Origin of the sequence: Pseudomonas koreensis (genome assembly GCF_024169245.1) — a bacterium.
Taxonomy (GTDB): Bacteria; Pseudomonadota; Gammaproteobacteria; order Pseudomonadales; family Pseudomonadaceae; genus Aquipseudomonas; species Aquipseudomonas koreensis_F.
The window spans coordinates 2,333,211-2,358,916 of the sequence record NZ_JALJWP010000001.1; the positions used below are offsets into that span (position 1 = coordinate 2,333,211).

24 protein-coding genes and 1 pseudogene are annotated in these 25,706 nt (G+C 60.7%); 14 read left to right on the forward strand and 11 right to left on the reverse strand.

Annotation, left to right across the window (positions count from 1 at the left end; genetic code table 11):
• Positions 1 to 2: 2 nt before the first annotated feature.
• Positions 3 to 791: an IclR family transcriptional regulator gene (locus tag J2Y90_RS10440; protein WP_253499135.1), complete on the reverse strand. Its 789-nt coding sequence runs from the start codon at positions 789 to 791 to the stop codon at positions 3 to 5.
• A gap of 163 nt (positions 792 to 954) precedes the next feature.
• On the opposite strand from J2Y90_RS10440, the gene hmgA reads away from it, so the two are divergent.
• Genes hmgA through maiA form a run of 3 tightly spaced genes read left to right on the forward strand, consistent with a single transcriptional unit; the run spans position 955 to position 4,215 of the window.
• Positions 955 to 2,259: a homogentisate 1,2-dioxygenase gene (gene hmgA / locus J2Y90_RS10445; protein ID WP_253499137.1), complete on the forward strand. Its 1,305-nt coding sequence runs from the start codon at positions 955 to 957 to the stop codon at positions 2,257 to 2,259.
• Between the two features lie 3 nt (positions 2,260 to 2,262).
• Positions 2,263 to 3,567 carry a fumarylacetoacetase gene (gene fahA, locus J2Y90_RS10450; protein WP_253499139.1) on the forward strand — a complete coding sequence of 435 codons (1,305 nt, stop codon included), beginning with the start codon at positions 2,263 to 2,265 and terminating at the stop codon, positions 3,565 to 3,567.
• Between the two features lie 12 nt (positions 3,568 to 3,579).
• Positions 3,580 to 4,215 carry a maleylacetoacetate isomerase gene (gene maiA, locus J2Y90_RS10455; RefSeq protein WP_253499142.1) on the forward strand — a complete coding sequence of 212 codons (636 nt, stop codon included), beginning with the start codon at positions 3,580 to 3,582 and terminating at the stop codon, positions 4,213 to 4,215.
• Positions 4,216 to 4,231: 16 nt separating this feature from the next.
• On the opposite strand, the gene J2Y90_RS10460 is transcribed toward maiA, so the two are convergent.
• On the reverse strand, positions 4,232 to 5,035 hold the full coding sequence (locus J2Y90_RS10460; RefSeq protein WP_253499145.1) for a transglutaminase family protein: 804 nt from the start codon (positions 5,033 to 5,035) through the stop codon (positions 4,232 to 4,234).
• 185 nt (positions 5,036 to 5,220) lie between these two features.
• Here J2Y90_RS10460 and J2Y90_RS10465 point away from each other — a divergent pair, with 185 nt between their 5' ends.
• The gene (locus tag J2Y90_RS10465) at positions 5,221 to 6,240 is read left to right on the forward strand and encodes a Glu/Leu/Phe/Val dehydrogenase family protein (protein WP_253499148.1); all 1,020 of its coding nucleotides are present in this window, start codon (positions 5,221 to 5,223) and stop codon (positions 6,238 to 6,240) included.
• 156 nt (positions 6,241 to 6,396) lie between these two features.
• Here the strand turns inward: J2Y90_RS10465 and J2Y90_RS10470 are convergent.
• Positions 6,397 to 6,651, reverse strand: a pseudogene (locus tag J2Y90_RS10470) (YebG family protein); the annotation flags it as partial.
• Between the two features lie 335 nt (positions 6,652 to 6,986).
• Between J2Y90_RS10470 and J2Y90_RS10475 the strand changes: the two are divergent.
• A complete protein-coding gene (locus J2Y90_RS10475; RefSeq protein WP_016771633.1) occupies positions 6,987 to 7,487 on the forward strand; it encodes a phosphate-starvation-inducible protein PsiE in 501 nt (166 codons plus the stop codon).
• Here the strand turns inward: J2Y90_RS10475 and J2Y90_RS10480 are convergent.
• Together J2Y90_RS10480 and J2Y90_RS10485 are read right to left on the reverse strand one after the other, a co-directional pair.
• Positions 7,484 to 7,801 carry a DUF3509 domain-containing protein gene (locus J2Y90_RS10480; protein WP_253499151.1) on the reverse strand — a complete coding sequence of 106 codons (318 nt, stop codon included), beginning with the start codon at positions 7,799 to 7,801 and terminating at the stop codon, positions 7,484 to 7,486. The genes J2Y90_RS10475 and J2Y90_RS10480 overlap by 4 nt on opposite strands.
• A 264-nt stretch (positions 7,802 to 8,065) precedes the next feature.
• The gene (locus tag J2Y90_RS10485; protein ID WP_253499154.1) at positions 8,066 to 9,442 is read right to left on the reverse strand and encodes an L-serine ammonia-lyase; all 1,377 of its coding nucleotides are present in this window, start codon (positions 9,440 to 9,442) and stop codon (positions 8,066 to 8,068) included.
• Positions 9,443 to 9,577: 135 nt separating this feature from the next.
• Between J2Y90_RS10485 and J2Y90_RS10490 the strand changes: the two genes are divergently transcribed.
• Positions 9,578 to 10,525: a LysR substrate-binding domain-containing protein gene (locus tag J2Y90_RS10490; RefSeq protein ID WP_253499157.1), complete on the forward strand. Its 948-nt coding sequence runs from the start codon at positions 9,578 to 9,580 to the stop codon at positions 10,523 to 10,525.
• 200 nt (positions 10,526 to 10,725) lie between these two features.
• Positions 10,726 to 11,133 (forward strand): HPF/RaiA family ribosome-associated protein, encoded by a 408-nt coding sequence (locus J2Y90_RS10495; protein ID WP_016771629.1) that lies wholly within the window; start codon positions 10,726 to 10,728, stop codon positions 11,131 to 11,133.
• Between the two features lie 305 nt (positions 11,134 to 11,438).
• Here J2Y90_RS10495 and fecA read toward each other — a convergent pair whose 3' ends face one another.
• The 3 genes from fecA to J2Y90_RS10510 all read right to left on the reverse strand — a co-directional run bounded on the left by fecA (position 11,439) and on the right by J2Y90_RS10510 (position 15,375).
• Positions 11,439 to 13,772, reverse strand: coding sequence for a TonB-dependent Fe(3+) dicitrate receptor FecA (fecA, locus tag J2Y90_RS10500; RefSeq protein WP_253499160.1), 2,334 nt, complete (start codon positions 13,770 to 13,772; stop codon positions 11,439 to 11,441).
• A 143-nt stretch (positions 13,773 to 13,915) separates the two neighbouring features.
• Positions 13,916 to 14,848, reverse strand: coding sequence for a DUF4880 domain-containing protein (locus J2Y90_RS10505; protein ID WP_253499163.1), 933 nt, complete (start codon positions 14,846 to 14,848; stop codon positions 13,916 to 13,918).
• Positions 14,845 to 15,375, reverse strand: a complete 531-nt coding sequence (locus J2Y90_RS10510; RefSeq protein ID WP_253499166.1) for a sigma-70 family RNA polymerase sigma factor — start codon at positions 15,373 to 15,375, stop codon at positions 14,845 to 14,847. Before J2Y90_RS10510 ends, J2Y90_RS10505 begins: the two co-directional genes overlap by 4 nt.
• 146 nt (positions 15,376 to 15,521) lie before the next feature.
• Between J2Y90_RS10510 and J2Y90_RS10515 the strand changes: the two genes are divergently transcribed.
• From J2Y90_RS10515 to J2Y90_RS10540, 6 genes are all read left to right on the forward strand, one after another.
• On the forward strand, positions 15,522 to 15,827 hold the full coding sequence (locus J2Y90_RS10515) for a DUF3649 domain-containing protein (protein WP_253499169.1): 306 nt from the start codon (positions 15,522 to 15,524) through the stop codon (positions 15,825 to 15,827).
• Positions 15,824 to 17,407, forward strand: a complete 1,584-nt coding sequence (locus J2Y90_RS10520; RefSeq protein WP_253499171.1) for a PepSY-associated TM helix domain-containing protein — start codon at positions 15,824 to 15,826, stop codon at positions 17,405 to 17,407. Before J2Y90_RS10515 ends, J2Y90_RS10520 begins: the two co-directional genes overlap by 4 nt.
• On the forward strand, positions 17,407 to 17,733 hold the full coding sequence (locus J2Y90_RS10525; protein ID WP_253499173.1) for a DUF3325 domain-containing protein: 327 nt from the start codon (positions 17,407 to 17,409) through the stop codon (positions 17,731 to 17,733). Before J2Y90_RS10520 ends, J2Y90_RS10525 begins: the two co-directional genes overlap by 1 nt.
• 1 nt (position 17,734) lies before the next feature.
• Positions 17,735 to 18,301, forward strand: coding sequence for an RNA polymerase sigma factor (locus J2Y90_RS10530; RefSeq protein WP_253499175.1), 567 nt, complete (start codon positions 17,735 to 17,737; stop codon positions 18,299 to 18,301).
• Positions 18,298 to 19,287: a FecR family protein gene (locus J2Y90_RS10535; RefSeq protein ID WP_253499177.1), complete on the forward strand. Its 990-nt coding sequence runs from the start codon at positions 18,298 to 18,300 to the stop codon at positions 19,285 to 19,287. The genes J2Y90_RS10530 and J2Y90_RS10535 overlap by 4 nt, the downstream gene beginning before the upstream one ends.
• Positions 19,288 to 19,483: 196 nt before the next feature.
• Complete coding sequence (locus J2Y90_RS10540) at positions 19,484 to 21,910, forward strand: TonB-dependent siderophore receptor (RefSeq protein WP_253499179.1); 2,427 nt, start codon at positions 19,484 to 19,486, stop codon at positions 21,908 to 21,910.
• A 199-nt stretch (positions 21,911 to 22,109) separates the two neighbouring features.
• On the opposite strand, the gene J2Y90_RS10545 is transcribed toward J2Y90_RS10540, so the two are convergent.
• The gene (locus J2Y90_RS10545; protein ID WP_253499181.1) at positions 22,110 to 22,985 is read right to left on the reverse strand and encodes an AraC family transcriptional regulator; all 876 of its coding nucleotides are present in this window, start codon (positions 22,983 to 22,985) and stop codon (positions 22,110 to 22,112) included.
• A gap of 140 nt (positions 22,986 to 23,125) precedes the next feature.
• Between J2Y90_RS10545 and J2Y90_RS10550 the strand changes: the two genes are divergently transcribed.
• Complete coding sequence (locus J2Y90_RS10550; protein WP_253499183.1) at positions 23,126 to 24,028, forward strand: DMT family transporter; 903 nt, start codon at positions 23,126 to 23,128, stop codon at positions 24,026 to 24,028.
• 18 nt (positions 24,029 to 24,046) lie between these two features.
• Here the strand turns inward: J2Y90_RS10550 and J2Y90_RS10555 are convergent, their stop codons facing one another.
• Positions 24,047 to 24,556: a DUF2165 family protein gene (locus J2Y90_RS10555; RefSeq protein ID WP_253499185.1), complete on the reverse strand. Its 510-nt coding sequence runs from the start codon at positions 24,554 to 24,556 to the stop codon at positions 24,047 to 24,049.
• A 148-nt stretch (positions 24,557 to 24,704) separates the two neighbouring features.
• Positions 24,705 to 25,679 (reverse strand): 2-hydroxyacid dehydrogenase, encoded by a 975-nt coding sequence (locus J2Y90_RS10560; protein WP_253499187.1) that lies wholly within the window; start codon positions 25,677 to 25,679, stop codon positions 24,705 to 24,707.
• Between the last annotated feature and the right edge of the window lie 27 nt (positions 25,680 to 25,706).

The following is a 25,706-nucleotide window of genomic DNA, read 5'->3' on the forward strand; positions in this document are numbered from 1 at the left end:
AGTCAATACGCTGACTTTTCATACCCCATCCGCCAACTCACGGCCCGCGTCGCAGCCAATAACCGCTGCGCCGCCGGGCCGTTTTCGTCGGCGTGAAACAGCGAAGTCGGGCCGACGATGGTCAGTACTGCAGCGACCTGGCCGACGGCGTTGAACACCGGCGCAGAAAGTGCGTCCACTCCCGGCATCAACAAACCGTGAACATGATGCAGACCGCGTTCGCGGATCTGTTCACACAGCGCTGCAAATGTTTTTTCGTCTTTGAGCGGATGATTGCCAACAGCAACTTCCTGCTCGCGCAACTCGTCGGTTTCGCGATGCGGCAAATAGGCGCTGAACACCAGCCCGGTCGAAGAGCTGAGCAACGGCAACACCGAGCCTAATTGCGTGACCACCGTCACCGCACGTACCGCCGGTTCGATGTGCACAACAGTTGCGCCCTGATTGCCCCATACCGCGAGGAAGCAGGTTTCGTTGAGGTCATCGCGCAACTCGGACAGCGGCAGGGCGGCGACTTTCAGCACGTCCATGCTATTGAGTGCGGCCAGGCCCACGCGCAATGCCTCGCGACCGAGACCGTAGTGGTTGGTGGCGGCATTCTGTTCGGCAAATCCCGAGGCAATCAGTGCCTGCAAATAGCGATGCACCTTGCTCGCCGGCATCTGCACGTGTTCGGCCAGACGCGACAGGGAGGTCGACGGTGACAACTCGGCGAGGGCCTTGAGTATGTCGGTGCCGACCTCGGCGGAGCGGACTTTCTGTTTGCCGTTGCTGTCGCTGGTTTTTTCCATGGGGCTGGCGGTTCCGGTTCGAATGGGCGTCTTTATAGCTTGACGCTGGATAGCGAGCAAATTACGTTATGCGTAATCAGATTACGATAATAACAACCCCGGCGTGCCGAGACCTCTGAGCCAGAGCGGCTGGCCACTGCCGACTCCCTGTTCAGGAGGCTCCATGAACCTCGATTCAACCGCGCAGGCCTTGGCTTATCAGTCAGGCTTCGGCAACGAATTCAGCACTGAAGCGTTGCCCGGCGCGCTGCCCGTTGGCCAGAATTCCCCGCAAAAAGCCCCGTATGGCCTGTATACCGAACTGTTCTCCGGCACCGCGTTCACCATGCCGCGCAGTGAAGCGCGGCGGACCTGGATGTACCGGATTCAGCCATCGGCCAATCATCCGGCGTTCGTCAAACTGGAGCGGCAATTGGCGGGCGGATCGTTGGGTGAAGTGACACCCAATCGTCTGCGCTGGAATCCACTGGATCTGCCGACCGAGCCGACGGACTTCATCGATGGCCTGGTCAGCATGGCCGCCAACGCTGGCGCCGAAAAACCGTCAGGCATCAGCATTTACAACTACGTCGCCAATCGTTCGATGGAGCGTGTGTTCTTCAACGCCGACGGTGAAATGCTGCTGGTGCCGCAACTGGGCCGGCTGCGCATCGCCAGCGAACTGGGGGTGTTGGAAGTTGCGCCGCTGGAGATCGTGGTGCTGCCGCGTGGCCTGAAATTCCGCGTCGAACTGCTTGATCCGCAGGCGCGCGGTTACCTCGCCGAGAACCATGGTGCGCCGCTGCGTCTGCCGGATCTGGGGCCGATCGGCAGCAACGGTCTGGCCAATCCGCGGGATTTCCTCACGCCGGTCGCCGCCTACGAAAACCTGCAACAACCCACCACTCTGGTGCAGAAATTCCTTGGCCAGTTATGGGCCACCGAACTCAATCACTCACCGCTCAATGTGGTCGCCTGGCACGGCAACAACGTGCCGTACAAATACGACCTGCGCCGTTTCAACACCATCGGCACGGTGAGTTTCGATCACCCCGATCCCTCGATCTTCACCGTGCTGACTTCGCCTACCAGCGTGCACGGTCTGGCCAACCTTGATTTCGTGATCTTCCCGCCGCGCTGGATGGTTGCCGAAAACACCTTCCGGCCGCCGTGGTTCCATCGCAACCTGATGAACGAATTCATGGGCCTGATCCAGGGCGAATACGACGCCAAGGCAGAAGGCTTCGTGCCCGGCGGCGCGTCGCTGCACAGCTGCATGAGTGCTCACGGCCCCGACGGCGAAACCTGCACCAAAGCGATCAATGCCGAACTTGCCCCTGCGAAGATCGACAACACCATGGCCTTCATGTTCGAGACCAGTCAGGTGCTGCGCCCAAGCCGCTTCGCCCTCGACTGCCCGCAACTGCAATCCACTTACGATGCTTGCTGGGCGACGCTGCCCGCCACGTTCGACCCGACCCGGAGATAACCCATGACGCAGAATTCCATCACCCGCAGCTGGGTCGCTTCGGCCAATGGTCACAGCGATTTCCCCTTGCAGAACCTGCCGCTGGGCGTGTTCAGCCTGAACGGTTCGACACCCCGTGCGGGCGTGGCGATCGGCGAGCACATCTTCGATTTGCAAGTCGCGCTTGAGGCCGGTCTGTTTGACGGTGTCGCACGCAGTGCAGTGGAAGCCATGCATGGCGGGCAGTTGAACGCGTTCTTCGAACTCGGCCGTGAGGCCAGGGCTGCTCTGCGCGAACGCCTGCTGGAATTGTTCAGCGAAGGCAGTACGCAGCGTGGTGCTATCGAAGCGCAGGGCGCGAAACTGCTGCCACTTGCCGCCGATTGCCAGATGCACCTGCCGGCGCGGATCAGCGATTACACCGATTTCTATGTCGGCATCGAGCACGCGCAGAACGTTGGCAAACTGTTCCGCCCGGACAACCCGCTGCTGCCGAACTACAAGCACGTGCCGATCGGTTACCACGGTCGCGCCTCCACGGTGCGAGCGTCGGGCACCGAGGTGCGCCGGCCGAAAGGCCAAACCCTGCCGGCCGGGCAGACCGAGCCGGTATTCGGCCCGTGTGCGCGTCTGGATTACGAACTGGAACTGGGCATCTGGATCGGCCCGGGCAACGAGATGGGCGAGCCGATTGCCATCGGCGACGCCGCCGAGCACATCGCCGGTTTCTGTCTGCTCAATGACTGGTCGGCACGGGATATCCAGGCCTGGGAATACCAGCCGCTCGGGCCGTTTCTGTCGAAGAGTTTCATCACCAGCGTCTCGCCCTGGGTGGTAACGGCAGAAGCACTCGAGCCGTTCCGCACCGCGCAACCGGCGCGCCCTGACGGTGATCCGCAGCCGCTGCCGTATCTGCTCGACAAGCGCGATCAGGACGGCGGCGCCTTCGATATCGAACTGGAGGTGCTGCTGCGTACCGAAACCATGCGCGAGCAGAACTTGCCGGCTCATCGTTTGACACTGAGCAACACCCGTTACATGTACTGGACCGTGGCGCAAATGGTCGCGCATCACAGCGTCAACGGTTGCCAGCTGCAGGCCGGTGACCTGTTCGGTTCGGGCACGCTGTCTGGCCCGGAAAACGGGCAGTTCGGCAGCCTGCTGGAAATCACCGAGGGCGGTAAGAAACCGATCGAACTGGCCTCCGGCGAGGTGCGCAAATTCCTCGAGGACGGTGACGAAATCATCCTGCGCGCGCGCTGCGCCCGCGACGGTTTCGCCCCGATCGGCTTCGGCGAATGTCGCGGCATCGTGATTGCGGCGCGCTGACAGGAGCGGCTCATGGATCTCTTTACCTATTACCGTTCCACTTCGTCGTACCGGGTACGGATTGCGCTGGCGTTGAAGGGGCTCGATTACCAGGCGCTGCCGGTCAACCTGATCGCACCGCCGGGTGGCGAGCATCGGCAGGCGGCGTATCTGGCGATCAATCCGCAGGGCCGGGTGCCGGCGCTGCGCACCGATGACGGCGCGGTGCTGATTCAATCGCCGGCGATCATCGAATACCTGGAAGAACGTTATCCACAGGTGCCGTTGCTGCCGGATGATCTTGTCGCACGTGCGCAGGTGCGTGGTGTTGCAGCGGTGATCGGCTGCGATGTGCATCCGCTGCACAACGTCAGCGTACTCAATCGCCTGCGCCAGTCGGGGCAGGATGAGGCGCAGGTGGTGGAGTGGATCAGTCACTGGATCAGCCAAGGGCTGGCGACGGTGGAGCAGTTGATCGGTGACAGTGGTTTTTGTTTTGGCGAGTGGCCGTGCGTGGCGGATGTGTATCTGATTGCGCAGTTGTATGCGGCAGAGCGGTTCAATGTCAGCCTCGAGGCGTATCCGAAAATCCGCCGTGTGGCTGCGTTGGCGGATGAACATCCGGCGTTCATCAAGGCGCATCCAGCCAATCAGCCAGATACTCCGTAACCCCCTGTGGGAGCGGTTAATGGACGACGGAGTTGGGCGGCAGGTGGCCGAGGCGCTCGGTCAGGCGCAGGCGCTGGATCGGGTCTTCGCTGAGCAACAGCGCGTGCTCCAGATCGAAGCGCTCGGCGTTGGGGCAATCCAGCCGTTGATACAAGCTGGCGCGAGCCATGTAGTCGGCGGCCTTGGCGCCGCCCAGTTCGAGTACCCGTTCCGCGTCGATCAGCGCGGCGATGAAGTTGTCGTGGGTCAAGTGCAATTGCCGCAGGTTGCGCGACAGACGCTGGAGCATCTGCACCGGCGTTGCCGTCAGCAGATGCTCGGCGCTGAGCTGCATGTTCGGCCCGTACTGGCGCTGCAACAATTCGCGACAGTCATTGGGATACAACCGCCGCCCGCCGCAAGGGTCGAGCAAATGATCGGCACCGGGAACCCGAAGCAGAAAATGCCCGGGGAAATTCACCCCGACCAGAGGAATCTCCAGGCCGTGGGCCAACTCCAGCGCAATCAGCGCCAGTGCCAGCGGCTGCCCGCGTTGGGTGTGCAATACGCGATCCAGCAGCGCCGCCTGTGGACGCAGGGGCAGAAAATCATCCTGGGCGAAACCGATGTCGACCATGCGCCGCACCAGCGGTTGCGCCAGTTCGCTGACTGGCAGCATCGGCAGGCCATAGCTGACCCGTAATTGCAGATCCTTGAACGTGCGCAACCAGGCTTCGGGTTCGAGGGTTTTGTCGTGCTCGGCACTTATCCACAGCGCAGCTTCCAGCAGGGCTGGCGGCGAGCGGTGCAGGCAGTCGAAAAAGCGTTGGCGCGGACTCATTTAAATCTCCCTCCAATGCCTCGTTTTAGCCCCGTCCGGGTTGTTCGTCCAGTGGCTGACGTCCTGAGTGCGAGTTATAGCCGCCTGACACTGTCCGCTCGGCGGCTCATGCCGGCGCGCGCCAGCAATTTTCAGGGGCAAGCCTATACTGGCGTTCTACAAGAAGTGATTCGGGGAGCCTGTCGATGTTCGCTCTCATGCAAAGCACTCGCCTGGAATCGCTGCACCTGAGCGTGGACCCGGTTAGCGGGTTGAAGGCGGTCATTGCCATTCATAACAGCCATCTGGGGCCTGCCCTGGGCGGGTGCCGTTACCTTGCCTATCCCAACGACGAATCCGCTGTCGAGGACGCCATTCGCCTGGCGCAAAACATGAGCTACAAAGCGGCACTCGCCGGCCTTGCGCAGGGTGGTGGGGTGGCGGTAATCGTGCGGCCGATCCATGTCGAGAATCGCGGCGCGTTGTTCGAAGCTTTCGGTCGTTGCATTGAGCAGCTCGACGGCCGCTACATCACCGCCATCGACAGCGGTACTTCAGTGGCGGACATGGACTGCATCGCCCAGCAGACCCGCCACGTTACCAGCACCACTTCGGCAGGCGACCCGGCACCGCATGCCGCCATGGGTGTGTTCACCGGAATTCGCGCGACGGCAATGGCGCGCCTGGGCAGCGACAACCTCGAGGGTTTGCGCATCGCCATTCAGGGGCTTGGTAATGTCGGTTATGCGCTGGCCGAGCAACTGCACGCTGCCGGCGCCGAGTTGCTGGTCAGTGACATCGACCACGGCAAGGTGCAACTGGCGATGGAACAGCTCAATGCCCACCCGATCGCCAACGATGCGCTGCTCAGCACGCCTTGCGACATTCTTGCGCCGTGCGGGTTGGGCGGTGTGCTCAACAGTCATTCAGTGTCTCAGCTACGATGTTCGGCAGTTGCCGGCTCGGCGAACAATCAACTTTCCCATCTGGACGTGGCGGATCAACTGGAACGGCGCGGGATTCTTTATGCGCCGGATTATGTGATCAATGCCGGCGGGCTCATCTACGTTTCGCTGAAACATCGCGGTGAGGAATTGCCGACCATCACGGCGCACTTGTCGAAAATCAGTTCGCGGCTGACTGAAGTGTTCGCGCACGCCCAGGCGGAAAAACGTTCGCCGGCGCGAGTGGCGGATGAGTTGGCCGAAAAGGTCTTGTATCGCTGAAAAGCAAAAGATCGCAGCCTTCGGCAGCTCCTACAATCGGAATGTAGGAGCTGCCGGAGGCTGCGATCTTTCTGATTACTTCGGCGCTTTCGCTGCTTTGACTGGCTTCGCAGGCGCCTCGTCAGCTTCTGCGACTTCGGTCTTTTCCACAGGCTCGGCCGGCGCATTGATCAGCTCTGACAGCGCATCAGGCTGGCTCTTGAACGCCCGGGCGAACACATCGCGATTCTTCGCCATGTAGATCCCGGCTTCTTCCACTTGCTGTTCGGTCAGGGACGGAACGGCTTTTTGCAGCACATCGGCCAGATATTCGGCCAGTTCGAGCATTTTGTCATGACGATCAGCTTCGGCTTTATCCATGAACAAGCGCTCCAGATCTCGGCTGCTGCGGTATACCACTTCGACGGCCATTCACCACCTCACATGCCTTCACGTTAAGTTGTCTTGACGACTACTGTATCCATATACAGCGAAAAGGATAAGCGAATCCCTGCGCCATGGGTAGTGGCTTTTCAATGTAGACCGGATTTGGCGTTTGTCAGGGGACGGTGTCGCTGCTATAGCGAGCAGGTTCGCTCCCACAGAAACTCCAGCGGTGCGACCAAACGCCACGGCGCGGGATTTGCGGCGGATCGCCATGATGCGTGGCCCTGAACCTGCATGAAAACCATTGCAACAAGGCGCGCGCGCAAAACCGTCACGTGCGATACGCATCATCCGCCCGATACGGGCTAAGGAAACTCATCGTGAAAATCAACTGGGCCGAGAAACTGCGGCGTAACGTGCATCAACTGGCCGAGTCGCTGGGTAACCTGTTCGTCGAAACCTTTCACTACCTGGCGCTGTTCGCCATCGGTGCGGTGACGGCGTGGGCAGCGGTGATGGAGTTTCTCGGCATGCTCGAAGTCGGGCACATCAAGATCGATGACATTCTGTTGCTGTTCATCTATCTGGAACTGGGCGCGATGGTCGGAATTTATTTCAAGACCAACCACATGCCGGTGCGCTTCCTGATCTACGTGGCGATCACCGCACTGACGCGCCTGCTGATCTCCAACGTCTCGCACCACAACCCGCCGGACATGGGCATCATCTACCTCTGCGGCGGCATTCTGCTGCTGGCGTTCGCGATCCTGGTGGTGCGTTACGCCTCATCGCAATTCCCTTCAGTGAAGATCGAGAACCCGCAGCGCAAGATCGGCACGGGCTCCAGCGAACATCCTGAAGTGGAGAAGGGCGAGCTTTAAAGGCTCGCCGCCTGGCCCGGCTGGCCTTTGACGCGAGGCGGTGGCGGGGTCAGCCCGGCGCCGCTGGTCATGGCTTCGAGAATTGACATGGCGCTGTGGCCCTGTTCGATGGCGATGCCGAACTGGATGCTCTGCACCAGCCGTTTCAACCGCTCGGGGTCGTTGCGCTGTTCGGCGCTGATCATGCGCTTGGCCACGATGCGGCCGGCGTTGGACAGGGTCAGCATGATGCTGCCGTCCAGGCCCTGAATGCTCAGATTGATCTGATAGTCCGGCGCAAAAGCATCGGTAATGATTTGAAATGGGTTGTCCATGATGCGTCACCGCCTGATTGAACGTGAAGTTGTTGACCGGCCATGATCCGATTTGGTTCGCAACACCAGACCACTGGCATCTCGTTCGCTGAGGTTTGCAATGTCCGTTTGCCTCAAGAGTGATGTAGCAAGGCGCATGCCGGAAAAATTGTCGAACAATGAACACGGTGCAAAAGACGGCGAGCCTCGGGGCTCGCCGTTTTTTAATGGCGCGTTTTCGGGGCAGGAACGGGGCGATGATCGCTGACGGTGCAGTCCGGCCGATCAGCACTCCACCCAGTTCACCGCCAGCCCGCCCCGCGAAGTTTCTTTGTATTTGTCGTGCATGTCGGCGCCGGTGTCGCGCATGGTGCGGATCACACGGTCGAGGGAAATAAAGTGATTGCCGTCGCCGCGCAGGGCCATTTGCGTGGCGTTGATCGCCTTCACCGCCGCGATGGCATTACGCTCGATGCATGGCACTTGCACCAAACCACCGACCGGATCGCAGGTCAGGCCAAGGTTGTGTTCCAAGCCGATTTCGGCAGCGTTTTCCAATTGCTCCGGCGTCGCGCCGAGCACGTCGGCCAAGCCGGCGGCAGCCATGGCGCAAGCTGAACCGACTTCGCCCTGACAGCCGACTTCGGCGCCGGAGATAGAAGCATTTTTCTTGCACAAAATGCCGACGGCGGCCGCGCCGAGAAAGAACGCGACGACGTCATCGTCAGACGCATCCGGATTGAATCTCATGTAGTAGTGCAGAACGGCGGGGATGATTCCGGCGGCGCCGTTGGTCGGCGCGGTGACCATGCGCCCGCCGGCGGCGTTTTCTTCGTTGACGGCGAGGGCGAAGAGGTTGACCCATTCCATCGCCGACAGGGTCGAACTGATCACATTCGGTTTGCCGATTTCCAACAGGCTGCGGTGCAGTTTCGCGGCGCGGCGCGGCACTTTCAGACCGCCGGGAAGGATGCCTTCGTGGCGCAGGCCTTGTTCGACGCACTCACGCATCACCGACCAGATATGCAGCAGACCTTGACGGATCTCGGCGTCGCTGCGCCAGGCGCGTTCGTTGGCCATCATCAATTCGGACACGCGCAGATTATGTTGTTTGCACAGGGCGAGCAGTTCGGCGGCGCTGGAAAAGTCGTACGGCAACACCACGTCACTGGTCGGCGCCACGCCAGACTCTGCTTCAGCCGCTTCGACGATGAAACCGCCGCCCACCGAGTAATAGGTCTGCGTGAACAACTCGGTGCTTTCGCCAAAGGCGGTCAGCGACATGGCGTTGGGGTGGTAGGGCAGGCTCTCGTCGAGCAGCAGCAGATCACTCTGCCAATTGAAAGCAATCGAACGCTGACCAGCGAGGCACAGTTGCCCGGTTTCGCGCAGTTGCTGGATGCGTGGATCGATGGTCGACGGATCAATGCTGTCCGGCCACTCGCCCATCAGGCCCATGACGGTCGCGCGGTCGGTAGCATGGCCAACGCCGGTGGCCGACAGCGAGCCGTACAAACGAATCTCCACCCGTCGCACGTCATTGAGCAGATGCTGGTCAAACAGGGCTTGGGCAAAGGTCGCCGCTGCGCGCATCGGGCCGACGGTATGGGAACTGGACGGGCCGATACCGACTTTGAATAGATCGAAAACACTGATAGCCATGCTAAACCCTCACAAGCAATGGAGTAGGAATCGCTGCCATTTTTTGTCGGACAAGCGCAATGTCAGCGATACTGCCTCGCTCGGGCCGAGGTGACCAACGAAACCTCCTAAGACAGCCTTTAGCAGGACTAAACAATGAGTCGTCAATTGCATGCCCAGACCTACGTCTGGCTGCAGGTGTTTGCCTGTGCGGCGCGGCACCTGTCGTTCACCCGTTGTGCCGAAGAGCTGCACATCACCCCGGGCGCGGTCAGCCAGCAGATTCGCCAATTGGAAGAACGCCTGGGCTTTCGCCTGTTTCATCGGCGCGCGCGCGGCGTTGAGTTGAGTGCGCAGGGGCAGCGGCTGGCGATCACCGTCAACGAAGCCTATGGCAGCATCGACGCGGAACTGCGCCGACTGGACGCCGGGATGATCAGCGGGACTCTGCGGTTGCGTTCAATCCCGTCGTTTCTCGGCAAGTGGCTGACCCCGCGCTTGCCGCGCTTGCAGCAACGCTTTCCGGACATCCAGTTGCGCCTGGTGGCGGAGGACAGCAGCGTGCCGTTGCACGAAGGCGATTTCGATCTGGCCATCGATCTCAACGATGGCAGTTACCCCGGGTTGTTATCCACAGCCTTGCTCGATGAGCAGATTTTCCCCGTGTGCGCGCCGAGCCTGCTGCGTGGGCGACCGCCGTTGCACGGTCCGGCGGATCTGGTGCATTTCCCGTTGCTGCACGACATCACCGCCTGGCGTGGCAGTTACGAATACGCAGAGTGGGAGTTCTACTTGAACGCGATCGGCTTCGAAGGCGCCGACGTGCGCCGCGGCCACACCTTCAACCGCAATCACCTGACCATTGAAGCGGCGATTGCCGGCATGGGCGTAGCGATTGCCCGGCGCACGCTGCTCAACGATGAGCTGGAGCGCGGCACTCTGATCGTGCCGTTCGGCTTGTCGGTGCCCAACCATAAACGCTATGTGCTGCTGTATGCGCCGGGGGCGTTGAGTCATCCGGGCGTGCGTGCTGTGCATGACTGGCTGGTGGAGGAGGCGGGGATTTTTCGCAGTCAGCACCCGCTGAATGAGCAGCAGATGTGAGCGGATTTTGCCGCGAGGCGAGGCGATCCAACTCCCGACCTTAGCAGCGCTTTGCTCGGTTGTCCGGCTTTTTTTGCGAATGAATATTTTTCTTTTTTCAGGGGTTGAAATGTTCGGCGCTCGGGCCGATTGTTGTAACCAGGAGGTCAGGATATTCACTTCAAGGCCTCCAGCGAGCTAGCTGAAATAAGGGATGAACTATGCAAATCCAAGTCAACAGCGATAACCATATTCAAAGCAGTAAGCGACTGGAGGAGTGGGTACGTACAACTATTGAGAGCACGCTCGACCGTTATGAAGAAGACCTGACCCGTGTCGAAGTCCACCTGAGCGACGAGAACGGCGAAAAACCAGGTCCCCATGACTTGCGCTGCCAACTGGAAGCGCGGCCTAAAGGCCACCAACCGATTTCCGTGACCCACAAAGCCGATTCGCTGGAACAGGCGATCGACGGTGCTGCCGAGAAACTCGAGCACAAACTGGATCATCTGTTCGGCAAACTGCGAGGTAAGCCACGCGCCGCTGTAGTGCCATTCACCGGCAAGGCCAACGACAAGCTGTTGGCGGAAGAATTTGACGAGAACGAACAGGCAGCGATCAACAGTTGATGCGCTGATTTCACAAGTAACCAAAGGAGAACGGGCCTGCTGATGCAGGCCCGTTTTTTTGTTTGGGGTGTTGGTTGTTTCGCGGCAGGGTTTGAGATCGTGGCCCCTCACCCCAGCCCTCTCCCGAGGGAGAGGGGGCCGACCGAGGTGTCTGCAGAAGTACGTCGACCTGAAAGTCCGAGTCGATTATGGATTCCGTACGGCACTTTCCGGTCGGCGTATTTATCGAGCATCCCCCAATCAGTCCCCTCTCCCCCTGGGAGAGGGTTAGGGTGAGGGGCTTTTGATCTTCAACCGATCACGGCTCAGAACGCCACCGAAGTCTGCACATACACCGTCCGCGGCTCGCCAACGTACTTGCCCTTGTTGTTGTCATCGAACGAGCGCGTGAAGTACTGCGTGTTGAAGATGTTCTTCACCCCCACCGCCACATTCAAATCCGACAGTTGCGGTCCGAAGTCATATCCAGCGCGGCTGCTGAACAGCATGTAACCGGGGATCTTGCCGGTGCTGCCGTCGGCGCTTTCCTTCGAGGTATTGGCGTTGTCGGCAAACTGATCGCTCTGGAAGCTGCTGTCCAGATTCAGCTTCCACGGCCCTTCGGTATACCCGACGCCAATCGTGCCTTTGTGTTTGGAGGAAAACGGCACGCGGTTGCCTTTGTTCGGCCCGTCTTCGCGAATGGTCGCATCGACATAAGCATACGTGGCGTAGACATCGAACCCGGCCAGCGCCGGACTCAGATCATCAAGCGCGTAATTGACGCTGGTCTCGATGCCTTGATGACGGGTTTCACCGCGGGCGATCACCGAATCGTTGGTTTGATTGCTTTCGTACTGGTTGTCGAAGTTGATCAGGAATGCGCCGATTTCCGCGCGCAGGGCACCATTGTCATAACGCGTGCCGAGTTCCCAGGTACGGGCCTTTTCCGGTTTCACTTCGCCGCTGCTCACGCGGTTGGGCATCTGGCTGTACTGCACGCTGCCGAACGAGCCTTCGGTGTTGGCGTACAGATTCCAGCTATCGGTCAGGTGATAGAGCACGTTCAGCGCCGGCAGCGCGGTGTTGTAGTCGCCCTTGTATTTGACGTTGGTCAGGTTGTTGGTCTGCTGCGACTCGATCATCTCGTAGCGCACGCCTGGGGTGATGGTCCATTTGCCGATGTCGATGCGATCGTCGACGAAGAACGCATTGGCCTCGGTGCCACCACGGGTGTCGCGGTCGTTGCGGCTGCTGGTGGTCGGGTATTCGTTGGCGCTGATCGGCGTGCGGTAGCGCAGTTCGTGGCCAGCCTCGTTGATGTAGCGGTAGCCGACGCCGACTTCATGGCTGCTCGGACCCAGGTCGAAGCCTTGGGCGAAACGGGTTTCCAGACCACGCACCCAATATTCGCGTGGCGACAGCGAAAGGAACGTGCCCTGATCCAGATAACCGCTGCGCAAAGTCTTGGTGAAGAAGGTGTTGGCGGTGAACTCGCGGCGATCTTCCTGATAGCGATAGCCGAAGTTGAACATCGTCCGGCGCCCCCAGAACTGGTCTTTCGGGCGCGTCGACTGATAGGGATCGGCATCGTAATCGGCGACGTTGAGGCCGCCGGGCATGTCGGCCTTGCCTTCGTAATACTGGGCCATGGCGTTGAAACTGTTGGCTTCGTCGAGCTGGTATTTGCCCTTGAGAATCAGGTCGTCGATCTCGGTATCGCTGTGCTCACGCCAGTCACCGCCACGGGTGCCGGAGTACAGCAAGGCGCCGCCCAGGCCGTTGACGTTGGTGCCGCCGGCCAGCAGATTGGCGCTGGTCTTGAAACCGTCGTGGCTCGACGACGGGCTGGTTTCAGTCTGGAAACCACCCTTGACCGTCGGCTCGTCGGGGATTGCCCGGGTCACGAAGTTGACCACGCCGCCGACGTTCTGCGGACCGTATCGCACCGCGCCGCCGCCACGCACCACGTCCACGGCATCCATGTTGCCCATGCTGATCGGCGCGAACGACAGCTGCGGTTGCCCGTACGGCGCGAAAGGCACCGGGATGCCGTCCATCAATACTGTCGAGCGCGCGGCCAGGCGTGGATTCAAACCGCGAATGCCGAAATTCAGCGCCATGTCATGGCTGCCGGTGCCGTTGTTCTCCGGCGCATTGACGCCGGGGATGCGGTTGAGCACATCGCGGGCCTGGGTCGCGCCCTGGCGTTCGAATTCTTCGCGGCGGATCACATCGCGTGCGCCTGGGTGTTCGAAGACGTTGACTTGCGCCGCATCGCCGAGCCAGTCGCCGACCACCGTCGAAGTGCCCAGCTCCAGCGCGGCGTCTCCCAGCGGTTGCAGGCTGAAGGCATTGTCGCCCTCGGCGCGGGCTTGCAGGCCGGTGCCTTCGAGCAAGGCATCGAGGCCTTGCTGCGTCGTGTAATTGCCTTCCAGACCACGGCTTTGCACACCGCTGGTGACTTGCGAGCCGAAGGAGATCAGCACGCCGGCTTCACGGCCAAACTGGTTGAGCGCGGTTTCCAGCGACGCCGGGGCGATGTGATAAACCTTGGCTTCGGCGGCCAGTGCGGCGGGCAGGCCGGTAAAACTCAGGCTGGCGCCGAGCAGCAGATTGCGCAGGCTGCGGGCCAGGGGCGTAAGGCGGGTGGGCTGCATGTGGATGATCCTGAGAAGGTGGAATCAAGGGGGCTTTCCTTCTCTGTCACGCCAGATCTGAAAAACGGCTCATTTTTTTTAAAATCAAAAATCGCAGCCTTCTGTAGGAGCCGCCGAAGGCTGCGATCTTTTGATCTTGCTGTTCAAACCCGCGCTTCAACGCTCACCCAATAACGGGTAAAGCGCTTCACTTGCACCGGCAGACTGATCTGCAGCAGGTCGAGAATCCGCTCGCTGTCATCCAGCGGATACGTTCCGGAAATCAGCAGATCGGCGACTTTGCTGTCGCAACTCAACTGGCCGCGGCGGTAGCGGCCAAGCTCTTCGAGGAAATCGCCGAGGCGCATATGCGCAGCGACCAGCATGCCGTCGGTCCAGGCGCCGCTGTTGGCGTCCAGCGGCTTGGCCTCGCTGACGGAGCCGGCAGTAAAACTCAGTTGACGCGCGACCGGCAGCAGCAGGGGCGCGCGCTGCTTGGCGGTGAGTTCGACTCGCCCTTCAAACAGGGCGATCTGCGTGCGATCGGCGAACTGCCGCACATTAAGGCGCGCGCCCTGGGTTTTCAGCACGCCGTGCGCCGTGCGTATTTCGAATGCATTAGCAGCGCTCAACAGCATTTCGCCCTCGAGCAGACGAATCAAACGCTGTGCGTTATCGACATCGGCGGAGCTGGCGGTATTGAGCTGCAAGGAATTGGCACCGCCCAAGGCAATCTTGCGCCGCTGCCCGACCGGTGTGCGGTAATCGGCGAGCAGCGACGGCAGCGGCGTGTGCTCGCGCAGGCCCCAGGTCGCCGCTGAGCCAGCACCGAGAATCAGCAGCATTTTCAGCGCCTGACGACGGCTGGCGGACTTCGGCCCGTTCAATGCGGCGTGGGCCAACGGCGACGAGACGCCGCGCAAGCGCTGGTTGACCCGTTGCATGTGTTCCCACGCTCGGCGGTGTTCGCTGTGCGCATCCAGCCATTGTTGCCAGGCCTGTTGCTGGCGCGGGGTGAGCGTGCCCTGCTGCATTTCCAGCAGCCAGTGCACCGCCTGTTCGGCGACCTGCGCGGAGAAATCCGGCGCGGGATTCACAGTGCGAAATAGCAGCGCATTGCTGCTTTATTCAGATGGCGTTTGACCGTGGCTATCGAGATACCCAGTTCGGCGGCGATCTGTGGATAAGTCAGCCCATCGATCTGCGCGAGCAGGAATGCGCGTTTGACCGGGCGCGGCAAACCGTCGAGCAGCTCATCGAGTTCGATCAACGTCTGCAGGATGATCGCCTTGTGCTCTTCCGACGGCGCGGCCATTTCGGGCATTTGCGCCAGCGTCTCGAGGTAGGCGCGTTCCAGATCCTGGCGCCGGTAGTGGTTGAACAGCACACGTTTGGCCAGCGTGGTGAGAAAGGCGCGCGGTTCGATGATCACCGGCGGTTCGCGGGCGCTCAGCACTTTAATGAACGTGTCTTGCGCCAGATCCGCCGCGCTGTCCGGGCAGCCGAGCTTGCGCCGCAGCCAGCCGGTGAGCCAGCTGTGATGGGCGTGATAGAGCGATTCGACGGGATGAGCGGGCGGCAACGAAATGACTCCGGACGCAAAGTTTGCGTAGAGAACGCGCATTAGAGAACAAGAACGGTTCGCATTGTAGGGGCTGGCGACGGTGTCCGGCAATCAGATGCTTTTGCGTATGAGAATATTTATCATTAATATTGCTTGCCTGTAGATTCGGCTTGTCGGCCGGGCGTTTTTGGTTTCAGGGTCGAAACATGAAAGGCAAACTCACCACGCTTCCCATGTCCTATCGTCTGGCTGTCACCTCACGGGTGCTGGCGGCGGTTTTCGGCGGCTATCTGGTCGCGGCGCTGGCCAGTGTCACCCTGACGTTGTGGCTGCCGCTGAACCGCGCCGAAGCGGTGGTGACCGGCATGACCGTGTCCTTTCTGGTCTATCTGGTCGCGGTGCTCTGGTGCTTTGCCTGCCGCAGCGCGTGGTCAGCGTGGGTCGGCCTGCTGGTTCCGAGCGTGATTCTCGCCACCATTTCCGGCGCCGCACGCGGTCTGGGGCTCGCATGAAAGAGGGCTTCCGGCAGGCGATGGCTTGGCTGCACACTTGGGCCGGGCTGGTGTTCGGCTGGTTGCTGTTCGCGATTTTTCTCACTGGAACGCTGGCTTACTTCAAAGACGAAATCAGCCACTGGATGCAGCCGGAAATAGCTGCGCATCCACTCGATGCCGAAGCCAGCCTGACCCTGGCGCAAAACTATCTGCAGCAACATGCCGCCGGTGCCTCGCGCTGGCTGATCGATTTGCCCGATGCCCGCGATCCCGGCCTCACCGTGCGCTGGCAACAGGCGCCGGGCAAACCCGGCGAGCGCGGCCGTTTCGAATCCCGAACCCTCGACGCCCAGAGCGGGGCCGAAGTACAGGGCCGCGAAAGCATGGGTGGCGAGTTCTTTTACCGCTTCCACTTCCAGTTGCAGATGCCTTATCCGTGGGGGCGCTGGCTGGCGACCATCGCCGCGATGGTGATGTTCGTGGCGTTGATAAGCGGCATCATCACCCACAAGAAAATCTTCAAGGACTTCTTCACCTTCCGCCCGCGCAAGGGCCAGCGTTCCTGGCTCGACGGGCACAACGCCGTTGGTGTGCTGGTGCTGCCGTTTCATTTGATGATCACCTACAGCAGCCTGGTGATTTTCATGTCGATGGTCATGCCCGCCAGCATCGTTGCCTCTTACGGCAGTGACGTGCGCAAGTTTTACGACGAAGTCTTTCCCGCCTCGAAGACGCCGGAACGTGCTGAGATCGCCGCGCCGTTGACCGCCATGGCGCCGCTACTTGCCAAGGCCAGCGAGCAATGGTCGGGCGGCCACACCGCGCGCCTGTCGGTGAGCAATCCGGGCGATGCCAGCGCCACGGTGGTGCTGTCCCGCGCGGGCGATCGGGTGGTGCATGATTTCGGCCGGGCGGTGACGTTCAACGGCGTCACCGGGCAGCTTCTGAGCAGTACCCCCGATCAACCCATGGCGATGGCGATGGGTGGCGCGTTCTATGGTTTGCACATGGGCCATTTCGCCGGGCCGCTGTTGCGCTGGTTGTATTTCATCTGCGGACTGGCCGGCACGGCGATGATCGGCACCGGGCTGGTGATCTGGCTGGGCAAGCGTCAGCTCAAGCACGCAAAAAGCGCAGCGCTGCCGTTCGAGTTGCGTTTGGTCGAAGTGCTGAATATTGCCAGCATGGCCGGGCTGGTGTCGGCGGTGGCGGTATTCTTTTTGGCCAATCGGTTGTTGCCGGTGAGTCTGACGGGACGGGCCGACTGGGAAGTGAATGCGTTCTTCCTTGCCTGGGGGCTGAGCCTGGTGCATGCGGTGTTGCGTCCGGGACGCCAAGCGTGGATCGAGCAGCTGACGCTCGGCGCCGCGCTGTTTATCGCCGTGCCGCTGATCAATGCGCTGACTACGCCGTGGAATCTTGGCGCGACCCTGATGCAGCGCGACTGGGCACTGGCCGGATTTGATCTGACCTGCCTTGTGACCGGGATTTTTCTCGGCTGGGCTGCGCGCAAGATGCAGCGTGCAGGCAGCGACGTCAGTGTGCGCAAAGTAAAGTCATCGCCTCGGTCGATTACCCTTGAACAGAGTGCCAACTGATGCTGCTGGCCCTGTTACTCACCTACGCCGGCTTCACCGCATTGTGTCTGTCGATGCCTCGCCATCATGCCGAATTGCTCGGCGCCAAACCGTCGACGCGCCGCCGTCAGGGTCTGGCGTTGGCGGGATGGTTGTTGCTGGCGCTTTCGCTGTGGGCGGCGGTCGCGGTCAATGGCTGGAGTTTCGGTCTGGTCGACTGGTTCGCGGTGCTGATGCTCAGTGCTTTGGCACTGGTGCTGTTGCTGCCGTATCGCCCGCGTCTGGCCTTGGCACTGGCGGGGTTGAGCCTGTTGGCCAGCCCGGTTGCGGCATGGGCGCAGTGCTGAAGTGCTGATCGGTCTGCCGCCGGAATCGCGTGATGATGAAGCGCGTGGCGCGCGTGCGCATTTTCTTCAGGTGTTTCTGTCCCAGCGTGCGAAAATGGAAGCGCTGGTGAGCCGGCGTGTCGGTTGTCGGGCGACGGCGGCGGATCTGGTGCAGGATCTGTTTTTGCGCTTCTGGCGCCGGCCGCTGGTCCAGGTCGAAGAACTCAGCACCTATCTGCTGCGCTGCGCCGGCAATATCGCTATTGATCATTTGCGCAGTGAAGGCACGCGCACGCGGGTCAACGAAGGCTGGCAGCCGGACGAGCCCGACAGCCACGGCAGCGAACCCCAGGCCGCGCTCGAAGCCGGCAATGATCTGCGCCATGTCGAAGCGGCGTTGCGCGCCTTGCCCGAACGCACCCGGCAGATTTTTCTGCTCAATCGCATTCACGGGCGCAAGTATGCCGAAATCGCCAAGGCCATGGGTCTGTCCCAAAGTGCCGTGGAAAAACATATGATGCGCGCCCTCGAAGCCTGCAAGGCCAGCCTGCGCGACCCCGCGCCACGTCTGCCAGGGAAAGCACCGTGAAGCCATCCAACCCGATCACACCGACCCCGGCTCAGGAGCAGGCCGCGCTGGCCTGGCTGAGCCTGCTGCATGACCGCCCGAGCACGGGCGATCAATTGACCTTCAGCCAGTGGCTGCGCGCCGATCCGGCCCATGCCGAGGCGTATGCGCAGGCGCAGGTGATCTGGGAGCTCAGCGAAAGCCCGGCGCGTACCCTGGCTGATGAAGATGCGGGCGCGCTGCAAGGTTATCTGCAGGCGATGGATGCCCCGCGTCGTTCGCCGTTGTTGCGTTGGTCTGGAGCGCTGGCGATGGCCGCGTGTCTGCTGCTGATGGTCAGCCTCGGCACGGGGTGGCAAGCGCAGCGCTGGCTCGACGATCTGCGCGCTGATCATGTCTCGGCGCCCGGCGAAATTCGCACGGTGACCTTGGCCGACCAGTCGCAAGTGACGCTGGATGCCGACAGCGCGATTGCCGTGGATTTCAGCCACGGTCAGCGCCGTGTGCAATTGATCAGAGGCGCCGCTTTCTTCAGCGTCACCCACACCGGCGATCCGTTTGTGGTGGCGGCGGAGCAGGGCGAGGCTCGAGTGCTGGGCACCCGGTTCCAAGTGCGTCGGCAACCTCACGGAGCGCAGGTCACGGTGTTGTCCGGGCGTGTCGCGGTGACGGCGGGTGAGCGTGGCGAACAGCAGATTCTCACGGCCGGCCAGCAAGTTGCCTACGCCGACGGCACGGCGGAAAAACTGCATACCGTCGACAGCGATGCACAACTGGCCTGGCGCCAGGGTTGGCTGACTTACTACAAGACCACGCTGGCTGATGTGGTGGAGGATTTGCGCCGCTATTACCCGGGGCGGATTGTGCTGCTCAACGATGAGCTGGCGGCGCGCAAGGTCAGCGGCAGCTTTCCGAGCAAGGATCCGCAGGCGGTGCTCAATTCGCTGCAGGGTGTGTTGGGGTTTGAGCAGCATCGGGTGTTGGGGCAGTTGATCATTCTGCGTTGAGGCAGCAAAGATCGCAGCCTTCGGCAGCTCCTACATTGGAATGCGTTTCCCCTGTAGGAGCTGCCGAAGGCTGCGATCTTTTGATCTTCAAAATTATTTTCACTTTATGGTGAGGTAACCCCGAGCCCCATCCGTGTAGTGACTGAAACTGCGAGCCATTCGCATTCCGTTGCGGTTCTACACAGGTCATTGAGCAATGAAGTCCAGGGCAAAATCCGGTTCGGTCAAACAGTGGTTGGGCATGTCGGCGTTGAGTTTTTCCGCGCTGGCAGCGTTGCCGGTGAGTGTGGCGCTGGCCGCTGAAGCGGTGAGCAATCAGGCGCAGCAGTACAATTTTTCCCTCGCCGCGAAACCGTTGCCGCAAGCCCTGAGCGATTTCAGCCGCGTGACCGGGCAAAGCGTGGTCTACACCGACGAAGCGCCGTACGGCCTCAATGCTCCGGCCGTCAACGGCCAGATGAGCGCCGAGCAGGCCCTGCAACGCCTGCTCGGCAATTCCGGCCTGAGCTTCCGCCGCACTGACAGCCACACCCTCGCGCTTGAGCCGGCGCCGACCGAAGGTGCGCTCAATCTCGGCGCTACAACGATCACCTCGACGCGCGATGAATCGCTGAGTTATCAGCCGCCAGAAACCAGTTCGGTGATGCGTTCATCGGCATCGCTGCAAGAGATCCCGCAGACCGTCAATGTCATCCCCGCGCAGGTCATTCGTGATCAGGCGCCGCGCAATCTCGACGATGCGCTGGCCAATGTCAGCGGCATCACCCAGGGCAACACCCTGGGCAGTACGCAGGACTCGGTGATGACCCGCGGTTTCGGTGACAATCGCAATGGCTCGATCATGCGCGACGGCATGCCGCTGGTGCAGGGCCGTGGCATGAACGCCACGGTCGATCGCGTTGAAGTGCTCAAGGGCCCGGCCTCATTGCTTTACGGGATTCAGGATCCGGGCGGCGTGGTCAATCTGGTCAGCAAGAAGCCGGAACTGACCCAGTACAACGCTCTGACCCTGCGTGGTTCGACCTACGGTGACGGCAAGAACGGCAGCGGCGGCGCCTTCGACAGTACCGGCGCGCTGGGCGACTCCGGCTTCGCCTATCGCATGATCGTCGATCATGAAGACGAAGATTACTGGCGCAACTTCGGCACCCACCGCGAGAGCCTGTTCGCGCCGTCGCTGGCCTGGTACGGCGAGCGCACCAAACTGTTGTTTGCTTACGAGCACCGCGAATTTCTCACGCCGTTCGACCGTGGCACGCTGATTGATCCGCGTACCAACCATCCACTGGATATCTCGCGCAAAGAGCGTCTCGACGAGCCGTTCAACGACATGGAAGGGCGCTCGGATCTGTACCATTTCGAAGCCGACCACGAACTCAACGACGACTGGAAAGCCCACTTTGGCTACAGCTGGAACCGCGAAACCTACGATGCCAGTCAGGTTCGTGTCACCGCGATAAATACCCGCAACGGCACACTGACGCGCAGCATGGACGGCACCCGGAATGCGATCAGCACCGACCGTTTCACCACCGCCAGCCTCGAAGGCAAAGTGAATGTACTGGGCATGCAGCATGATCTGGTGTTTGGCGTCGACGACGAGTACCGCAAAATCTATCGCGAGGATCTGATCCGGCAGAAAAGCCTGAGTACGTTCAGCTATCTCAATCCGGTGTATGGCCGCGAAGTAATGGGCACCACCGTGAGCGCCCCCGACAGCGCGCAGACCGATAAACTGCGCAGCGATTCGCTGTTCCTGCAGGACTCGATTCATCTCAATGAACAGTGGATTCTGGTCGCCGGCGGGCGGTTTCAGGAGTACGACCAGTACGCCGGCAAAGGCGTGCCGTTCAAGGCCAACACCGACAGCAACGGGCAGAAGTGGGTACCGCGCGCGGGCCTGGTCTATCGCTACACCGATGCCTTGTCGTTCTACGGCAGCTACACCGAATCGTTCAAACCCAACTCGACCATCGCCCCGCTGAGCGGCAGCAGCACTGTACTCGACGGCAGCATTGCGCCGGAAGAAGCCAAGTCGTGGGAGCTGGGTGCGCGACTGGATATGCCGGGCAGCATTACCGGCAACATCGCGTTGTTCGATATCAAGAAACGCAACGTGCTGGTGGCCAACTCCGAAGGCCCGACGACGATTTACAGCGCGGCAGGCGAGGTGCGTTCACGCGGTCTGGAAGTCGATGTCAGCGGGCAACTCAGCGAGCACTGGAACCTGATCGGCAGCTACGCCTACACCGATGCCGAAGTCACCGAAGACCCGGACTACAAAGGCAAGCGCCTGCAAAACGTAGCGAAGAATTCCGGCTCGCTGTCGGCGGTGTACGACTTCGGCAATGTGTTTGGCGGTGATCAATTGCGGGTCGGGGCGGGGGCGCGGTATGTCGGCGAGCGCGCAGGGAATGCGGTGAATGATTTCGATCTGCCGAGCTATACCGTGGCGGATGCGTTTGCCACTTACGACACCATGGTCGAGGGGCAGAGGGTCAAGTTTCAGTTGAACGTGAAGAACCTGTTTGACCGCACTTATTACACCTCGTCGGCGAGCCGCTTCTTTGTCTCGATAGGGGATTCGCGGCAGGTTTCGCTTTCCAGCACGCTGGAGTTTTGAGTCAACGTCAAAAGCCCCTCACCCTAGCCCTCTCCCGGAGGGAGAGGGGACTGATTGGGGGATATTGGAGAATTCCGCCGACGTGGTCGATCTTCACCGAATCCATAATCGACTCGGTCATTCAGGTCGATCTACAACGTAAGACACCTCGGTCGGCCCCCTCTCCCTCTGGGAGAGGGCTGGGGTGAGGGGAATGGGGTTACCGCAATAACGCCTGCCGATACTCGCCCGGCGTCCCGCCCAAAACCTGCTTGAACCGATTAGTAAAATGACTGGCACTGGCAAACCCGCTCGCCAGCGCAATTTCGCCCAGCGGCAACACCGTCCCGCGCAACAATTCCCGCGCGCGGCTCAGCCGGCGCGCCAGCACGTATTGATGCGGCGGCAGGCCGAAACTGGTGCGGAACATCCGCGCGAAGTGGTATTCCGACAACGCACACAGCCCGGCCAGTTGCCCGAGGCTGATCGGCTCGGCTAACTGATTGTCGATGAACTCCACCAATTGCCGGCGCTGATGCGGCGCCAGCCCGCCCTTCAAGCGCAAGCCCTGTCGCGCACCCACCTGACTGAGCAAGGTGTGGCTGATCAATTCGTGGGCGAGGCTGCTGGTCAGCAAGCGCTCGGCCGGCTCTTGCCAGTTCAGGTTCAGCAACTGCCGAAAGCGCTGCGCCTGCTGCGGATCTTCGAGAAAAGTCTGTTCGCGTAATTGCATCTCGCGCGGCTCGCGGTCCAGCAAAGTGACGCAACCGAGGGCGAATTGTTCGGCGCTGAAATACAGGTGCGCCAGACGAATATCACCGTTGATCACCCAGCCCGATTCATGATCGGCCGGCAGGATGCACAGCTTGTCCGGCCCGCCCTTGTGGCCCGGATGGCCGCGCCGGAATGTGCCGGTGCCGCCGGCGATGTAGCAGGACAGCGTGTGATGACTCGGTGCTTCGTATTCCTGAGCGTCGTGGTGGTTGGTCCACAAGGCCGCTGACAAGCCGTCACCGAGCTCGGCGCTGTGCACCAGACGTGCATTCGGCGAGCGGTTGAGGGCTTGAAAGACTTGCAGGGTGTCGATTGCGGCCATGTGCGGTTCTCTCCAACGACTCGCATCCTACTCCGTAGAGGCGACGCTGCCAGCCTGCTGGCTGACAAAAGCGCAAGATTGTGCAAGCGTCGAGGGATGGCGGAGGCAGACACTCAAGACCTGTTTAAGGAGTGTTTGCCATGAATCTGTCGTTATACCTGCTGACCGTGCTGATCTGGGGCACCACCTGGATTGCGCTGAAATGGCAATTGGGCGTGGTGGCGATTCCGGTGTCGATCGTCTATCGCTTCGGCCTGGCTGCATTGGTGTTGTTTGCGTTGCTGCTGCTTAGCCGACGCCTGCAACCGATGAATCGTCGTGGGCACCTCATCTGCGTCTTGCAGGGCCTGTGCCTGTTCTGCATCAACTTCATGTGCTTTCTGACCGCCAGTCAGTGGATACCCAGTGGGCTGGTGGCGGTGGTGTTTTCCACCGCGACGCTGTGGAACGCGCTGAATGCGCGGGTTTTCTTCGGGCAACGCATTGCGCGCAATGTATTGATGGGCGGCGCGCTCGGGCTGTTCGGTCTGGGACTGTTGTTCTGGCCGGAGCTGGCTGGGCATCAGGCTACTCCGCAAACCCTGCTCGGCCTCGGGTTGGCGTTGTGCGGAACCTTGTGTTTTTCGGCCGGCAACATGCTTTCGAGCTTGCAACAGAGAGCAGGGTTGAGACCGCTGACCACCAACGCCTGGGGCATGGCCTATGGCGCGGCGATGTTGTCGGTGTGGTGTCTGCTCAAAGGCATCCCGTTCGAGATGGACTGGTCACCACGTTATGTCGGCGCGTTGCTCTATCTGGTGATTCCCGGCTCGGTGATCGGCTTCACCGCGTACCTGACGCTGGTCGGGCGCATGGGCCCGGAGCGTGCGGCTTACTGCACAGTGCTGTTTCCGGTGGTGGCGCTGAACGTGTCGGCATTTGCCGAAGGTTACCAATGGACCGCGCCGGCGCTGGTCGGGCTGGTGTTGGTGATGCTGGGCAACGTGTTGGTTTTTCGTAAACCGAAAACGCTGTTGTCAGCAGGGCAGGGGAAGTTGGCCTGATAGAACGGGCGCTGCTGTTCAGCGCTCAACTTTCAATGTGATGTAAATCATCACCGGGAAGATGAAGTCGACAATATGTCTTGCCCAGTCCTTGGCATTCCATGATTGCGAAGTGTCCATGTCGAACCATTCGACGCCGACCGTTTGCAGGCACACGTAGTAAATGAAGATGGCAACCAATATGCCCATGATCGAAAACTTCTTGGCTTCATGAAATTCCGCGGCCGATGCATCGACGTAGCGATATAACTGGTAAGTGCCGATCAGGCAAAGCACCGTATAAGTGACTTCCATGGTGATGATGAACCAGTAGATCCGGTGATGGATCATGGGCGAGTCAATCACCCGGTACATGATGTTTTCGCTGGCATTGGTAGTGTCCATGCTCAGGATGTGCGCGACGTAAGTGTAGTTGGACTCGTAGTCGGTGAAGTTGTGAATCATTACCAGCAGGCCAAAGAAACTTATATAAGCCATCAGAATTACTTTGCTGTAACGAATGAGTTTGTCGGTGGTCAGGATATTCACGGAACTTGCTCTCCATGGCGATCAATCAATAAGTTGATAAGTCGCGAGAGCTTATAGTGCAGTTGCTTGGTCTGGCTTTTTTGTTCGGTTGCAAGTTATGTACGAAGAGTAAGTGAAGCGCCAGCGCAACAGTGCACTGGCGCTCTTTTCAGCCGCGCCAGACTTGCGGATTGACCAGATCCTGCGGACGTTCGCCGAGCAGGGCGCTGCGCAGGTTGGTGAGGGCTCGGTTGGCCATGGCTTCGCGGGTCTCGGTGGTGGCCGAGCCGATGTGCGGCAGGGTGACGGCGTTTTTCAGCTGGAACAGCGGAGATTCGGCCAGCGGTTCTTTTTCGTAGACGTCCAGCCCGGCGCCACGGATGCGGTTGTTTTGCAAGGCTTCGATCAGCGCCGGTTCGTCGACCACCGGGCCGCGCGAGATGTTGACCAGAATGGCACTGGGCTTCATCAGCGCCAGCTCGCGATGGCTGATCAGATGGCGTGTCTTCTCGCTCAACGGTACTACGAGGCAGACGAAATCGGCTTCGGCGAGCAGCTCATCGAGGCTGCGGAACTGCGCGCCGAGTTCTTGTTCCAGTTCAGTCTTGCGGCTGTTGCCGCTGTAGATGATCGGCATGTTGAAGCCGAAGCGACCGCGTCGGGCGACGGCGGCGCCGATGTTGCCCATGCCGACGATGCCGAGGGTCTTGCCGTGCACGTCACTGCCGAACAGCGCGGCGCCGACGCTGGCCTGCCATTGGCCGGCCTTGGTCCAGGCGTCGAGTTCGGCGACGCGGCGGGCGCTGCTCATGATCAGCGCGAAGGCAAGATCGGCGGTGCTTTCGGTGAGCACGTCGGGAGTGTTGGTGAGCATGATCCCGCGTTCGTTGAAGTAGTCGAGGTCGTAGTTGTCGTAGCCGACCGAGACGCTTGAAACCACTTCGAGTTTTGTCGCGGACTCCAGTTGCGCGCGGCCGAGTTTGCGACCGACGCCGATGAGACCGTGGGCGTGGGGCAGGGCTTCGTTGAACTGGGCGTTGATGTCACCGTTCTTTGAATTTGGGACGATGACGTCGAATTCTTCTTGCAGGCGTTCGATCATGGGCGGGGTGATGCGGCTGAAGGCCAGGACTGTTTTTTTCATTGGGTTTGGGCTCGTCGGGGCTTGATT